The organism is Roseateles oligotrophus, assembly GCF_025717515.1.
Classification (GTDB): Bacteria; Pseudomonadota; Gammaproteobacteria; order Burkholderiales; family Burkholderiaceae_C; genus Paucibacter_A; species Paucibacter_A oligotrophus.
In genome coordinates this window covers 144,905-160,068 of record NZ_JAJIRN010000002.1, presented here as the reverse complement: position 1 = coordinate 160,068, position 15,164 = coordinate 144,905, and the positions used below count along the sequence as shown (strand labels likewise).

The 15,164-nt window shown below is 62.9% G+C and carries 7 protein-coding genes; 4 read left to right on the top strand and 3 right to left on the bottom strand.

Going from position 1 to position 15,164, the window contains the following annotated elements:
- Window positions 1–288 precede the first annotated feature (288 nt).
- The 4 genes from LNV07_RS03995 to LNV07_RS03980 all read left to right on the top strand — a co-directional run bounded on the left by LNV07_RS03995 (window position 289) and on the right by LNV07_RS03980 (window position 10,183).
- The gene (locus LNV07_RS03995; protein WP_263569888.1) at window positions 289–4,107 is read left to right on the top strand and encodes a TonB-dependent receptor; all 3,819 of its coding nucleotides are present in this window, start codon (window positions 289–291) and stop codon (window positions 4,105–4,107) included.
- Between the two features lie 95 nt (window positions 4,108–4,202).
- Entirely contained in the window at window positions 4,203–5,717 is a 1,515-nt protein-coding gene (locus LNV07_RS03990; protein ID WP_263569887.1) for a tetratricopeptide repeat protein, read from the top strand.
- Window positions 5,717–6,742, top strand: coding sequence for a family 43 glycosylhydrolase (locus LNV07_RS03985; protein WP_263569886.1), 1,026 nt, complete (start codon window positions 5,717–5,719; stop codon window positions 6,740–6,742). The genes LNV07_RS03990 and LNV07_RS03985 overlap by 1 nt, the downstream gene beginning before the upstream one ends.
- 249 nt (window positions 6,743–6,991) lie before the next feature.
- Complete coding sequence (locus LNV07_RS03980) at window positions 6,992–10,183, top strand: TonB-dependent receptor (protein ID WP_263569885.1); 3,192 nt, start codon at window positions 6,992–6,994, stop codon at window positions 10,181–10,183.
- A 92-nt stretch (window positions 10,184–10,275) separates the two neighbouring features.
- Here the strand turns inward: LNV07_RS03980 and LNV07_RS03975 are convergent, their stop codons facing one another.
- From LNV07_RS03975 to LNV07_RS03965, 3 genes are read right to left on the bottom strand one after another with little or no spacing between them, the layout of a single operon-like run.
- Window positions 10,276–11,505 carry a DUF4861 domain-containing protein gene (locus tag LNV07_RS03975; protein WP_263569884.1) on the bottom strand — a complete coding sequence of 410 codons (1,230 nt, stop codon included), beginning with the start codon at window positions 11,503–11,505 and terminating at the stop codon, window positions 10,276–10,278.
- Window positions 11,505–12,746 carry a DUF2264 domain-containing protein gene (locus tag LNV07_RS03970; RefSeq protein WP_263569883.1) on the bottom strand — a complete coding sequence of 414 codons (1,242 nt, stop codon included), beginning with the start codon at window positions 12,744–12,746 and terminating at the stop codon, window positions 11,505–11,507. Before LNV07_RS03970 ends, LNV07_RS03975 begins: the two co-directional genes overlap by 1 nt.
- Before the next feature lie 25 nt (window positions 12,747–12,771).
- On the bottom strand, window positions 12,772–15,156 hold the full coding sequence (locus tag LNV07_RS03965; protein WP_263569882.1) for a beta-galactosidase: 2,385 nt from the start codon (window positions 15,154–15,156) through the stop codon (window positions 12,772–12,774).
- Window positions 15,157–15,164: the final 8 nt, after the last annotated feature.

Sequence of the window (15,164 nt, the reverse complement as noted above, 5' to 3'; positions counted from 1 at the left end):
CATGCCCATATTGCTGCGAAATATTGCGACGCAGCATTTTTGGCGCCTGCCTGCGAGCTATATCAATAATAGTTCGAGCTATATCTAAACTGGAATGCAGTCCTGGTATTAATACTGACAAAACCTCCGGCCTGAGGGGCGGATAAAGGGTTTTTGCTGATGGGTGGCAATCATATATTTGATTCTTTCTTTGCAATTATTTGCAATCAAGGAGGCGCCTCTAGACTGCGCCGAACGAGCCCAACCAAGCATGCGGACTTCGTTCATCAAAATATGGAGATACCAATAATGGATAAGAAAACAAATCGCCTTGAGCTGGCCCTGCGCCAGCAAAGCGGTATTGCGTTGGCGATTGCGTGTTTGTTCGCTGGCAGCCCCGCCTGGTCGCAAACAGCCGCAGCAACAGCTGAGACGCCTAAGCCCGCGAGCGCGCCGGCCAAGGACGAGGATGCTGCGCTCAAAAAGGATGCCGCAAGCGCTGCCGCCAAGAAGGGCGATGCTGCCGCGCCGGCGATCACGGCCGAGCTGGACGCTGTGTTGGTGATAGGCGCACGCGCCTCGCAGCGCTCCAGCATCGAGCGCAAGCGCACCGCCGCCACGGCGGTTGACTCCATCGTGGCCGAAGACGTCGGGGCCTTTCCCGATCGCAATATCGGCGAGGCGATCTCGCGCATCGCTGGCGTGGCGCTGGACCGGGGTGATTTCGGCGAGGGCACCAGTGTTTCCATCCGTGGCAACGGGCCGGAGCTGACCCGCGTCGAGCTTGACGGCATGGGCGTGCGCTCCGGCGCCGGCACCGACTTGCTGGGCGGAGGTGACGGTCGCGGCACCGAGTACCGTGAGCTGTCCTCCGATCTGATCAAGAGTGTGGACATCGTCAAGGGCTCCACCGCCGCGATGACCGAGGGCTCGCTGGGTGGTGGCGTCATCATCACGACCCGCACCGGCCTGGACTTCAAGAAACCCTATTACTCGCTGCGCGTGGCCGCCACGCAAAGCGATCTGAACAAAAAGACCACGCCCAATTTCAACTTGGTGCTGGCCGACAAGTTCCTGGACAGCCGCCTGGGCGTGATCGTCAATCTGAACAAGTCCCACTACAGCAGCGAGCAACATGGCATCTCGCAGGGCGGCAGCAACAATCAGCAGGGCCTGGTGCGGCTGGCCGACTTTGACAACTCGCCCGAGAAGACCTTTACCTTCAACCCGGCTACCGCCGCCGGCGACACCATCAACAACCCGATGGTGGCCACGCCGTTGACGGGCGGCGGCAATTTCAACTCTTCTTCAATCACGGAGCTGCTGACCAAATCGGCTGCCGCGCAAAGCAAGGCGGCCTGCTTCGCCGCCTTCCCTAATCTGAGCGCTGCTCAAACCGCATCGATGGCCGCTGCCGGCCGCACGGCGGCGTACACGCAGCGCCAGAACGAGCAGTCGACTTGTTTGAATCAATGGAACGATTACACGCCCTCGAATACCGCCGGTTTTCGCTATAACTTCAAGAGTCAGGACGACAAGCGCAATGGCGGCGACATCCGCCTGGACTTCAAGGTCAGCGATGACCTGACGGTGTACGGCAAATACAGCGCAGCCACCCGGACGGTCGAAGACGTCGTCGGTTTTCTGGGTGTGGGCAGTAACACGAGCTTCAACGGCGCCGGCACCTTTGTCGACAACGCAAGCAGCAATGTCCGCACGGTCTCGCCCACCAGCCCTTTTCCAACCCTGCTGCTGCCGAATACCTACTCCTGGCGCGCCAATAACCAGCCTTTGATCCAGGGGGCAACGACCAATATTTTGCCCGGCTACACGGTTGACTCGTCTCACCACGTGACGAGTTACTCGACGGCCAACGGCAGCTACAACACCGACACCATCTTCAGCACCATAGACACCGACTCGAAGACCATGGTGATGGGCGGCGAATATCGCAACGGTCGCCTGCGTGCGCAGTTCTTGGGCGGCAGTACCGAGTCGACCGCGCAGCGCTATGACCGCCGCGCGGCCTTTGGTTACAACTACGGAGTCGGCAACTTTGCGCTGCAGCCGAACGGCCTTTGGGCCTTCACCTTGCCCGACGGCAGCAGCAATGACCAGCTGAACTTCGCCAAATATGCGCAGCTGAATCCGGCCGTCGCCACATCAATCTTCGCGGCCAGCGCCACCAATCCGACCACCGTGCCGGCCTTCACGGCGGCGCAGCGGGCACAGTACACCAACAATAGCCTGCTGCAGGTCATCCGGTCCTTTGACAGCGAAAGCAGCGAGAAGACCGGCAAGCTGGATATCGACTACGACCTGCGCAACAAACTGCCCTTCTTCACGTCGCTGAAGGGTGGCCTGAATCTGCGCGACACCGGCGGCTCGACCTGGTGGGGCGGCGGCGGCGCTGTCAAGGATCCGGTCGGCACTTTTGGTCAAGCGGGCTTCGTCCCCGGTGTCTATCTGCCCTCGGTCAACGGGCGCTGGAATGTGATCGGCTGCGAGAACACCCCGGGCTCCAAGGTCGTGGGTGGCGCGGCGCCGGGCCAGCCCTGCGCCTACGGCTATGTACCCAGCAATCAGCTCAACGCCGGCACGCCTGGGGTCGTGGCCGGCACCAACACGCTGACCCAGGCGCAGTATGAGGACCTGGTACGCCAGACCATGACGCAGACGCCAGCCGGCCAGTTCTACGCCGGCTCCAAGGATCGTCCGTCGACGCTGACCAACGGGTGGAATCAGCTTGACGTCGACAAGCTGTTCCAGACTGCCGGCATCCCGGTCCGCCTGGACTGCATGCGCGAATGCAAGGCCAGTGACGGCAAGGTCTATGCCCAGCCGGTTTCCACCTTCAAGGAGAAGACCTCCGCCGCCTATCTGATGACGGACTTCGAGATTGACAACCTGCCTTTTGGCCTGGAGCTGACCGGCAACTTCGGTGCGCGCGTGGTGCGCACCGAGGTCGAAGGCACAGGCTACTTGTCCTTCCGCTCGGTCCGCAAGACCGCGACTTTCGACCCGCTCAACCCGACTGCAGTGGGCGGCACCACCACCACGATGGTCAGCACCAACACCTCGCTCAAGGACAAGAGCACCGATGTGCTGCCCTCGCTGAACTTGGCGCTGTGGCCCATCGCCGACAAGCTGGCCCTGCGCTACAGCCTGGGCCGCACCATCGCCCGGCCACCGATCTCCAAGCTGCTGCCCTCGGGCGGCACCACCGTCATCTGCACCAACAGCCAGGTCATTTTTGAAGGTGCCGGGGAGGGCGACGGCACGCTGACCGACCAGGGCTGCTCCGGCACCATGGGCAACCCGGGGTTGAAGCCGCAGACCAACGTCAACCAAAATCTGTCGCTGGAATGGTTTGCCACCCGCGACACCATGTTCACCGTCGCCGGCTTCCGCCAAAAAGGCATCATCGGCGCCCCGACGCTGGGCATTGCGCGCCAAGACGTCAAGGTGTTCCAGGGCAGCAATGCGTTAGACCCGGTCACCGGCCAGCCCCTGTCCGACCTCGAGTTTTCGTTCAACCAATGGGGCAATCAGGACCCGTCGACCCGCCGCGGGCTTGAGTTCGGCATGAAGACCGCCTTCAACTTTTTGCCGTCCATCCTGCGCTATACCGGCCTGGATGCCAACTACAGCCGCGTCCGGTCCACCCAGGGTGAGCCAAGGCTGGACTTGATCAGTGGTGACATCTTGCCCATCGTCAATGAGCCCAAGTACTCGTACAACGCCTCGCTGTGGTACGACGACGGCGGCTTCTCGGCACGCGTGGCTTTGCAAGTGGTGGCCCCGCGCTATCAAACCTTCTCGCCCAACACCGGCAACAGTGTCGGCGTCAACAACTACCCGTCGGTCGGCACGTCCAGCTGGCGTCTGCCCTACAACCCGGGCGCACCTATCTTCGGCAAGGGCACCTCGTTCATTGACGCCAAGCTCGCCTACCGCTTCAAGAACGGCCTGGAGCTGTTTGCCGATGTGCGCAACCTGACCGGCGAACGCACCCAAACCACGACCGGTGGCTACCAGGACTATGCCGACGGCATTCCGAGCGTCTACAGCGACGGCTACAGCGGCCGCCGCTATATGGTCGGCTTCAATATTCGCACGCCGCAGTAAGTTTCGGCTCTAGTGCGCCGGAGCCGCCCCCAAGCAGTGCCAGCTGCTTGGGGGCGTTTTGCGTAAGTCCTGGCGATGCAGTGCAGGAGATAGCGATGACACAGAAGAACCCATTCCACGCCCTGATGGCCATCGCCTTGTTGGCGGGTCCGGTGAGCGCGCAAACGCCGCAGGCCAAGCCTGCTGAGGCGGCCGCCGCAGCCGCGCCAGCGACACCGACGACGGCCGCGCTGGCGCCGGTGGCGGTCAGCGGCCGGCGCGCCCAGCCGGTCGATGCCGACATCGTCACCAACGCCAAGACCAAGATACTGAACCGCAACTACGCCTCGTCCTGCGCCTTCATGAGCAGCTATAACGCCAATGAAGACGCGGTGACGCTGGCCTATATGAACTCCTTCGGGCTGGGCGACAGCATCTCCAACGAGGCCGAGCGCTTCAGCGACATCAGCCCGAATGGCAACGCCCGCAGCGACGCGGTGGGGTCGGCCATCGAGGGCCTGGCGCCGGCGCTGACCGATCCCAATGCGGCGGCGGCCGGCTGCGGCCCCGGTGACCGCAATCTGGCGGCCGGCCGCAATTTCATCGCCCGCAAAGACAAGACGCTGGACCAGGCCTTCGCTGCCGTCGACAAGGATGACTACGCTCAGGCGCGCAGCCTGTTCGAGGCCGCCTACGACAAGATCGGCTACGAAGAAGCGGCGCTGATGCTGGGCAAGATCCATCTCTACGGCCTGGGCACGGCCAAGAGCACGCCGGCGGCTGTTGCCTGGCTGGAGAAGATCATCGATGCGCGCTATGACCCGGTGGTGGACCGGCTCAAGTTCAATCCCAAGGCGCCGGAGGCGATGAATCCGCGGGTCGAGGCGGCCGTGCTGCTGGCCAAGATCCATCTGGTCGGCATGGGCGCCCCCAAGAGCCCCGAGCAGGCCCGGCAGTGGTACGCCAAGGCGCTGGACTTTGGCTGGGTGCCGGCCGGCAACACCCTGGGCCTGGCCGCGCTGAACGGCTATGGCGGTAAAAAAGACGTCGGCCGTGCGCTTGACTATTTGAAGGACGCGGCCGAGGCCGGCTATGTGCCCGCGCAATTCAATCTGGCCGAGCTCTATGCCAGCGGCGCCGACGGCGTCGCCCGTAACCCAGCCTTGGCCAATCGCTTGTTTGCCCAGGCGGCACAGGCCGGCCATGTCGAGGCGATGCTGGCGGTCGGGCGCAGCTATGACGAGGGGCTGGGCATGCCGGCCGATGCCGCCAAGGCCATCAGTTATTACAAGGATGCGGCGGTGAAAGGCAATGCCGATGCGCAGAGCGCCTTGGCGACCTTCTTCTATGAAGGTCAGGTCGTGCCGCAGGACCTGGCTACCGCCCGCAAGCTGTTCGAAGCGGCCGCGCAGCGGGGCCAGGTGGACGCGATGTTCAACTTGGCGGTGATGTCGGTGCGCGGCGAGGGTGGCCCCAAGGATCTGGCGATGGGCTATGTTTGGCTCAATCTGGCCAAGGCCGCCGGCCATGACGCGACCGACGCGGCGCTCAAAGCCGTGGCGCCGCTGCTGACGCCGCAGGATCAGGCCCGCGCGGACGCGGTGCTGAAGCCGCCAGCAAAGAAGCTGTGATGCGAGCTTTGCTTGTTTTGCTGCTCATGGCTGTGGTCGGCTGTACCGGTACCGGTACCCTGGCGCCCAAGCCGCTGTATCGCGATCCGATCTTCGACGGCGCCGCTGACCCCGCCATCATCTACAGCCAGGCCGAGGGCAAATGGCTGATGTTTCACACCATGCGGCGCGCCAATGTGGCGGGCCTGACGGCGGTCAGCTGGGTGCACGGCACGCCGATCGGGGTGGCGGAGTCGACCGATGGTGCCCATTGGGCCTATCGCGGCCAAATCGACTTTCCTGAAAATATGCCGCCAGATATTCAAGGCAAAGACTCGCCCGCGACTTATTGGGCGCCTGCCCTGCTGCGCCACGGCGATACTTACCATATGTATCTCACCATGGTGCCTGGGATATTCAATGACTGGAATCATCCGCGCCGCATCGTGCATTTAACCAGCGCCGACTTGAAGCAGTGGCAGTATCAAAGCAGTTTGAAACTGGCCAGCGACAAGGTGATTGATGCGGCTGTGATGCAGCTGCCCAATGGCAGCTGGCGCCTCTGGTACAACAATGAAGCGGCCGCCAAAACGACTTTTTATGCCGACAGCCAGGATTTGTATCACTGGGTTGACAAAGGTTCGGCCAAACTACCGCAGGACCGTGGCGAGGCGCCGCTGGTATTCAAATGGAGGGGCCATTACTGGCTGATCAATGATTTGCTGGGAAATCGGGGACTGGGAGTTTATAAATCAAGCGATGCGTCAAACTGGCTGCGCCAGCCCCATGATTTGTTGAGCCAGGCCGGTCGAGGGCTTGACGACCAAAATGGCGGCCACCACCCTGCGGTCATCGTCAGCGGCGACCGGGCCTATTTGTACTACTTTGTCCACCCCGGCGTCGCCGCCGATTCGGACCAGGCCGATAGCAAGCGCAGCAGCATCCAAGTGGTGGAATTGATGCTGCGGGATGGCTGGCTGCGGGCCGATCGTGATGCGCCCAGCTATATCGAATTGCTTCCGCCCGAGCTTGCGCGGCACGATTGATACTCGCTCAAAAAATTGAGCGAAAGCCCTGTCAACAGTTGATATTTGAATCAGACATGACTGCTTTATCAGTATTTTCCCTTGGATTTTGCTGTCTTGTCAGGGTTTACGCTGGCTTGGATTGATCACCGATTTGATTCTTTCGTGGCGGCCAGTTTTGGCCGGAGAAGTGCACCTAGACTTTGTTCAAGCGGGCCGTCGAAGACATATTGAGCCCCTGCGTTGGACAAAATCTTGGAGACATGAAAGATGAAAAAAAATACTGGCCGCAGCACGCCGGCTATGCGCCTGCGGCGCGGTACGGCGGTGGCGATTGCCGCCTTGTTTGCCAACGGCGCCCTGATGGCGCAGGCAGCGCCGGAGACCGCGCCGACCGAAAAGGAGGCCGCCGACCTGACAACCGCCGCCGATCTCAAGGCCAACGCCAAGACCAAGGAGGCTGACACGACGCTGGAGACGATCCGCATCGTCGGCACCCGCAAGTCGATCGCCTCGGCGATTGGCCGCAAGCGCGAGGCCGGCACCGTCACCGACTCCATCGTGGCCGAGGACATTGGTCAGTTCCCCGACAAGAATGTCGGCGAGGCGCTGTCGCGCATCACCGGCGTGCAGTTGTCGCGGGAGTTTGGCGAAGGCAGTCAGGTCTCGATCCGCGGCGTTGAGCCCGACCTGAACCGAATCGAAATCAACGGCGCTTCGGTGCTGGGCACCGGCGGCGGTGGCGGCCGTGGCGCCGAGCTGCGTGAGCTGGCGTCCGAGCTGATCGCGTCTATCGACGTGGTCAAGGGCTCGACCGCCGACCTGACCGAAGGCGGCATTGGCGGCACGGTTCAGATCACCACCCGCAAGCCTTTTGACTTCAAAGAACGCACCATCGCCACCACCATCTCCGGTGAATCGGCGTCCAGCCGTGGCGGTGTGCAGCCACGCGCCAGCCTGCTTCTGGCCGACAAGTTCTTCGACGGCCGCCTCGGCCTGATGGGCAACTTTGTTTATGACAATGTGCTGACCCGCAACGATTACGCCCGCAACACCTCCTGGAATCTGCTGCGCGACTGGGATTTCGCGGCCGACAAGACCCTCACCAGCATGGACCCCGCAGTGGCCGCGGTGAATGCGAGGACGGGCTGCACGGCGGCGGCTGGCCTGAGCGCCAACCAGATTACCGATTGCAACCGCCAGTGGTTTGACTACGCGCCGCGCATCTCCCGCTACGGCATCTGGACGCGCGACCATAAGCGCAGCTCGGCCGAGCTGACGGCCCAGTTCAAGATCAACGACGCCTTGAATGTCTACTCCAGCTACCAGGCCAACACCCAGGCGCAGCGGCTGAATGACCGCAACTACGGCACCGACCTGATTGCCACCACCCGTTTGTCGACCCCCGGTACGGCGCCGGTCTACAACATGGCGACCGGCGTGCCCAGCAGGGCCGGGACTTGTACCGCCATCGGCGCCAACACCACGCCGGCCGGCATGGTGGTCAACAAGCACCATGTGGACGAATATGTGGTCGGCGGCTGCAACTTTGTGGCCGGCGCTGGCGGCCAGGGCGCCTTCAGCACCGCTGCGCGCGACTTCGAGCTTGACATCAAGTCCAAGTACGCGACGGCTGGCTTCAACTACAAAGGCCAGGGCCTGAGCATCGACGGCATGTTGGTCGACTCCAGCTCCAAGTATTCCAGCGAAAGCAATTCGGTGATCCTGACGCAGAATGCGCCGGGCCTGAAGGTTTCGCTGGACTCACAGCGCCTGCCGAGCTTCACTTTCCCTGCCGGCTCCGACCCCGAGAGCGCCAGCTCTTATGTGCAGGCGCAGCTGCAGTACCGGCCGTCCGAGACCGACAACAAGGAAAAGCAGGCCAAACTGGATCTGAAATACGACCTGGACAAGGGCATCTTCAGCAAGCTCTGGGTCGGCGTGCAAGCCCGTGACGCTTCGTCCGAGCAGTACAACGGCGGCGGCTATTTGGCCAGCAATGGTGCCAATCTGGGCTCGTCCGCCGATGACGTAGCGGTGCTGGGCGCCAATATCAACCAGACCCTGGTGTACGACCCCTTCTTCACCGGCACCGCGCAGCGCGCGCCCGATGCGCAGGGTTTCATCAACTCCAATTTCTCGACCCGCTATATCGACGCCGCTGGCATGGCGGCGTTGGTGCAAACGGTGCGCGAACGCTCGCCGGGCAAATTTTTCGACGGCTACAGCGGCGTCAGCGGTCTGCCGTCCAGCTGGATGGCGCCGAGCTACAAAGATGCCAAGGTGTTTTTTGACACCTCCAACTTCAACCATGGCAATGTGCGCGAGGCCAAGGGCAGCGACGGCCTGCTGTACCCGCAGCTGCCGGCCTTCAAGGTCGAAGAAAAGATCAAGTCCGCGTATTTGCGCATGGACTTTGACGCCGAGCTGTTCGGCAGCGAAATCTCAGGCAACTTCGGTGGCCGCTACACCGAGACGCACGACACCTCGACCGGCTCTTACAGCTACCGCGTGCGCCGCGCCGCGAGCAATGCGGCGGGCTATTCCGACTTTGTGGTCAGCAACAGCATCGTCAGCGTCGACAACAAATACTCGGACTTCCTGCCCAGCTTCAATGCCGCCACTTGGTTGATGCCCAACAAGCTGGTGGCCCGGGTCGGTCTGGCCAAGGTGATGGCGCGCCCGGCGATCAATCTATTGGCACCGAACGCCACTTGCACCGAGGGCAGCAACTCGCCGCAGTTCAACGGCGATGGCTCGGCCGATGACTGCACGGCCGGCAATCCCGATCTGGAACCCTACCGCGCCACCAAGACCGACTTCAGCCTTGAATACTATCCAGGCCGCGATAGCCAGCTGAGCCTGGCGCTGTTCCAGAACGACATCGACACCTATGTTCGCAACAATGTGAAGCGTGAGAATGTTGATCTGTTCGGCAACGGCAAGCTGTTTGACGTCACCCAGCCCGTCAACGGCCGTGGCGCCACCACACGCGGCCTGGAGCTGACGGCGCGCACCGCCTTCACCTTCTTGCCGGGCTGGCTGGGCGGTTTTGGCGGCGACGTCAACTACACCCGCATGGACTATGAGTATTCGGCCGGCAACGAGCTGCTCAACATCCTTGACGGCACCGTGCTGCCCTATCCAGGCATGTCCAAGAACAGCTACAACCTAGCGCTCTGGTATGACGAAGGCCAGTTCAACGGCCGCATCGCTTACAACTACCGGGATGCCTATTACACCGGCGGCAATGACGTCAGCGGCAACCCGAACTTCACCGACAAGACCGGCTATCTGGATGCCAAGATCCAGTACCGGATGAGCAAGAACTTCACCTTCTCGCTGGAAGGCAAGAACCTCACCGACCAAGCGCAGACCACCTACTCCGGTGATCTGTACCGCGTCAACGAGCTGGCGTTCTCGGGTCGGCGCTACTTTGCCAGCGTCTCCTACAAATATTGATTGATTGACGAGTGTCTGTCCGGGTGATCCCGTTGGGGGATCGCCTAGCTTTTGATCACCGGCCCTGGCAACGGGGCCGGTGTTTTTTTTAGTCAGTCACGTACAACTGTCACCAGCACCGGCACCCGTCGGCGCAGCGCTTCGGCGGCCACAAACTCGCGCCAGGCGGCTTCGGTCTTGACCTCTGCGGCGCGGCTCCAGATCGCGCCCACGTAGTAACGCAGTACCTGGCCGGAGACCAGCGGCGTGGTGATCAGGCTGTTGGCGCCGTCTACCGCATAGCTAACTTCATCGGCCAGGGGCAGCAGCAGCGCAGTGCCGAAATCACCGCCGCTCTGGCTGACCCACTGCGTCAGGCCACCCTGCGCCGGCAGCTGCTGAGTGGCAATCCTGGGGCTGCGCTCCTTGTAGGCGGGGGATTTGTTCAGCCCCACGGCCAACCTCAGGCGCTGGCCGCCAGTGAAAGTCAAGGTGCTGTCGATCTGATGAAAATAGCGCCCAGCATCGATGGTGAAGCGCTTGGTCTCGCTGACCGGCGTGCTAGCGCCGTCCCAGGCCTCATAGCCGAGTTCGAAAACGGCACGGATCGGGCCGTTGGCGATCACCCGCCAACGCGTGTAGTTGCGGCTGCTGTGCAGGCTGCTGCCGTCCCAGATGCCGGTGCCGCCGGCGCCGCAGCTGCGGCCGACGCTGTACATGTCCAGGCCCTCGCCTTCATCGTGGTGGTAATGCTCGTGGCCCTTGTTGTACCAGCGGTCGATGATGGGGTAAGCGACGCGCTTGAACCAGACATCAATGCCGCTGGTGACCAGCACCTCCTTGCCGCTGCCGGGCGGCGCTGGCGCTGCCAATGCGGCACCGTAGGTGCGGTGGGCGATCTTGTCGTTCTCCCAGGCGAAGTCATCCAGGCGCTCGGGTACAAAACGGGCGAAGACTTTGGTCTCGAAGGGCGGGCTGACCGAGGCCGATTTCTCGACCGTGAAGCGGGCCGATTGTTCGCCGGCGGCAAAGTCATGCTGGAACAGCAGCTCGCCATAGGCTAGGCCCAGGCCCTGCGGATCGCGTGCCAGCGGGTCGAGATTGGTGACCTGGTAGGGCAGCGATTGGCCGGCCGCATTGCGCACGATCAGCTGCTGCAGCAGGGCGCCCGGCAGCGCCCGAGCGACCTCGCTCCAGGCAATGGCCAAAGTCTCGGCCGGGCGGGCGATGTCCAGTGGATGCTGGGCGCTCAGCACCAAGCGCTCGCTGGCGTGGGCTTGACTGCAGGTGACCGCCGCCAGCGCGGCGACCAGCAAGCTGCGGCGGTTCAGTCCGGGTGCCATCAATAAGTGACCGGATAGTCTTTAGGGAAAGGGGCGCCGGAGAACGCTTTCTTTTGCGTCCAGTCCAGCGCCGGGCTGGTCCAGTAGCTGTCGTTCTCGGGCAGGCCCAGGCTCAGCATGCTGGCTGCAGCGATATACATGCTGCCGTTGTTGGAGTACCAATCACCCAGGCTGGGCTGATGGCCGACAAAGCCAATCGTCAAGAAGCCCTCGGGGCCGAAATTGCCGGGCGCGCTCCAGATCGCCTGGTGCACGGCGTGCATAGCGGCGCGCACTTGGCCCTCGGGCAGGCTGGCCGGCAGTTGCTTGCGCCAGGCCAGCAGCGCCAGGGGCTGGAAGGCGGCGGTGCGGTAGGTGAGCGAGCGGCCTATCGGCGGGAAGCTGCCCTGCGGCGAGATGAAGCGCTCCAGGTGCTCGGCATAGCGCTGCATGCGCTTGAGTGACTGCGCCAGCAGATCGGCGGTCTTGGCGTTCCAGAACGGCCCTTTGAACTTGACCAACACCTCCAGCACCTCAAACAACATCGGATGCATGACGAAGGCGCCGTAGTAGTCGAAATGAAAGCTCTCGCCGTCTTTGATCCAACCGTCGCCCACATACCATTCGTTGATCTTGCGGATCGCCACATTCATGCGCAAGGGGTCACTCTCTTCGCCCACCGACAGCAGCCAAGCTTCGTTGATGGCGGCAAACAAGAGCCAGTTGGTGTAGGGCGGGTCGACCCGCCGCAGGCCCTTGATCTCGTGAACGATGCGCTGTTTTGTGGTGGCTTCCAGCGGTTCCCATAACGCTTTAGGTGCGCGCATCAGGGCGCTGGTGAAATAGGCCGAATCAACCAAGGCCTGACCCTTGCCGCGCCACTGCAGGTAGTCGGGGCTTTGCGGGTCGACCGAGTGAACAAAGCTTTGCAGCGCCATTTGCTGCAGGCGCCGGCGCACCAGGCCTTCGGCGCTGTCGCTATCGGGCAGGCCCAGCCAAGGCGCTGCGCCGGCCATCAAGCGTGCGAAGCATTCCATATAGGCCACCCGGCCTCCGCGGTCACGCCAGGTGGGGCTGAGTTCGAGCGCGAACTGCTTTTGCAGCTCACCCCTGGCCATCAGGCTCAACACCGGCTCGGCCATCTTTTGCAGCAAACCGGCCATGAAGGCCCGGTCGCTGTTGGGCTCAGCCGCGCTCCGGGCGGGCAACCCGACCGCCGCTGAGCTGGCTGCCAGCGTGCCTAGAAAGTTCCGTCTGTGCATATCGTCACCTTGATTGTTCGACTGTTCAGTCACTGCTGGCCAAGGCTTGGCCGCAGTAGAGGCGGTATCGCTGAATGCGGCCGGTCACGCCGTCGGCGCCTTGGCGTGGCGTGTAGCGCAGGCCGGCCACCAATTCGTCGCGGCCTAAATCAATGATCAGACGGTGTGGGTAGGCAGCCGCTGCCGCCTCATCACCGTTGCCGCCATAAGCGCTGTGCCAATGGTCGCTGGCCTGCCCATTGATCGCGTTCAGCACCGAGCCATCTTCCTTTTCCAGCTCTTCACTGCTGACGAAGGCAATCGTCCAATTCGACTGGTTCAGCACCCGTCCTTGCGAGTCCAACAAGGCGAGCTCCCCAACCGCCGCAAATGGCTTGCCGTCGAAGGCGCTCAGCGCTTCCAGGCAAAATTGCCGCCCGCTGACCGGGCGGGCAAAGACGATGTCCTGGCGGCCTGCGCCGGCTGCGAACTCGCCTTGATGCAGCGGCCGCACGCCGTCGAGTTGCGCGCGGCCGGTGCGAGCGGGGCGCGGCAGGTCGCGCTCGGGCCGCAGCCGGTCCAGGATGGGGGTGCTCAGGCCCGCCAGCTGCGGAACGTCAGGCCCAGTGAGGTCCAGCACCACCACCTCGTTGCGGCCCGTGCGCATCCAAGGCCCCGGCAAGTACATGGTCTGGGTCGGCCCTATGCTCCAGAAGCGGCCCAGGCAGTGGCCATTCACCCAGACCAGGCCTTGGCCCCAGTTCGAAAGGTCCAGAAAGCTGTCGCCACTGCGCTCGACCTTGAAATGACCGCGCCAGAAGGCCGGGCTCTGCGCCCGGCCCTTGCTTTGCGGCTGCCAATTCAACGGCGGCAGCGTGGCGTCGGCGTCAAAATCAAGCGCCTGGATCTCCCAATTTTCCAGCGCTAGAGGAGCCTGCCCCGGCGCTTTGAAAGTGACGGGGCCGTGCAGGCCCTTGCGGTCATGCACCTCAATGCCAAAGTTCACCCGCGCAATCGTGTAGAGCAATATTTCCAAGCTGACGGCTTGGCTGCGTGCCGGCAGCGCCACCTTGAATTGGCGCGAGCGCGTATCCATGGTGCCGACCATTTGCCCATCCAAAGTCACCCAGGCGAGGTCGCGCACTTTGGCCGCCTCCAGCATGCCGGCCGGCCCTGCCGGCAAATTCAGGCGGTAGACCACCAGGCCTCGGCTGATGTCCTCATGCTCCAGCGGCCGAGGCGACTCGGTCTTGATGATGCGCGCTGGCAGGTTGTCAAACAAGCCGGCCACTTCATTCAGGGTGAAGGGCGCGATGGCGATGACGGGTTTGGGCGCCGGTGGCTGCGGCAGCACCTCGCCTAATGCCAAGAACGGCCGGATGGCGGCGCGGTAGGCCTCGAATTTCTCGCCGATCCAGCCGGCCTCGCTGATCGGGGCGTCGTAGTCGTAGCTGCTGGTGTCGGGCCGAAACGGCCGGTCACAGCCGCCCCACAGGCCAAAGCTGGTGCCGCCATGCGCCATGTAAAGGCTGAACGAAGCATTGGCCTTGAGCATGGTTTGAATATCGGCGACGGCCTTGTCAGCCGAGCCCCGCCGGTGCGGCGTGCCCCAGGTGTCAAACCAACCCGAGTAGTACTCGCCGCACATCAGTGGCCCACTCTGCACCGAAGCCAGCGCCTTGAAGCCGGCCACCGGGTCGCTGCCGAAGTTGGCCACCTGAAACAGCTCCGGCACATGTGATTTGACGACCGCATGGGTCGGGTTGCACTGAAACAGCGGTACGTCGAATTTGGCCTCCAGCAGGATCAGGCGCAACAAGCGCAGATAGTCCAGATCCTGGCCAAAGAAGCCGTATTCGTTCTCCACCTGCACCATCAGGATGGGGCCGCCCTGCGTGATCTGCAGGTCGCCAAGTTCGCGCCCGACCTCCTGCAGCCAGCGCCGCGCCGGCATCATGAAGGCTGGATCGCGGGTGCGCAGATAGCTGTCGCCCTCGTGTTTCAGCAGCCACCAGGGCAGGCCGCCCATCTCCCATTCGGCGCAGGCGTAGGGGCCGGGCCGCAAGATCACCCACAAGCCCAGCGACCGGGCCAAACGGCAAAACTCAGCGGCATCACGCTGGCCGCTCCAATCGAACTGACCTTCGCGCCACTCGTGGTAATTCCAGAATAAATAGGCGCAGACCGTGTTGAGGCCCATCGCCTTGATCAGTTGCAGGCGGTGCAACCAGTAGGCGCGCGGCACACGGGCGAAATGAATTTCGCCGCAGCGGATCTGCAGCGGCCGACCGTCGAGCAAAAAGTCCTCGCCACCAATGACGAAGCGAGCAGGCGGCGGCCGGGCCCCGGTGGCCGGCACAAAGAGACCGCCACCCAGCGCCGCCAGGGCGCCTTGCAGCAGGTGTCGTCGGGGAGGGGAGTGGTGCGTCATGGGTGTGA

Excerpts from the sequence above, each read along its gene's own strand:
- LNV07_RS03995 (WP_263569888.1), top strand. The coding sequence starts at position 289 with ATGGATAAGAAAACAAATCGCCTTGAGCTGGCCCTGCGCCAGCAAAGC.
- LNV07_RS03990 (WP_263569887.1), top strand. The coding sequence starts at position 4,203 with ATGACACAGAAGAACCCATTCCACGCCCTGATGGCCATCGCCTTGTTG.
- LNV07_RS03985 (WP_263569886.1), top strand. The coding sequence starts at position 5,717 with ATGCGAGCTTTGCTTGTTTTGCTGCTCATGGCTGTGGTCGGCTGTACC.
- LNV07_RS03980 (WP_263569885.1), top strand. The coding sequence starts at position 6,992 with ATGAAAAAAAATACTGGCCGCAGCACGCCGGCTATGCGCCTGCGGCGC.
- LNV07_RS03975 (WP_263569884.1), bottom strand. The coding sequence starts at position 11,505 with ATGGCACCCGGACTGAACCGCCGCAGCTTGCTGGTCGCCGCGCTGGCG.
- LNV07_RS03970 (WP_263569883.1), bottom strand. The coding sequence starts at position 12,746 with ATGCACAGACGGAACTTTCTAGGCACGCTGGCAGCCAGCTCAGCGGCG.
- LNV07_RS03965 (WP_263569882.1), bottom strand. The coding sequence starts at position 15,156 with ATGACGCACCACTCCCCTCCCCGACGACACCTGCTGCAAGGCGCCCTG.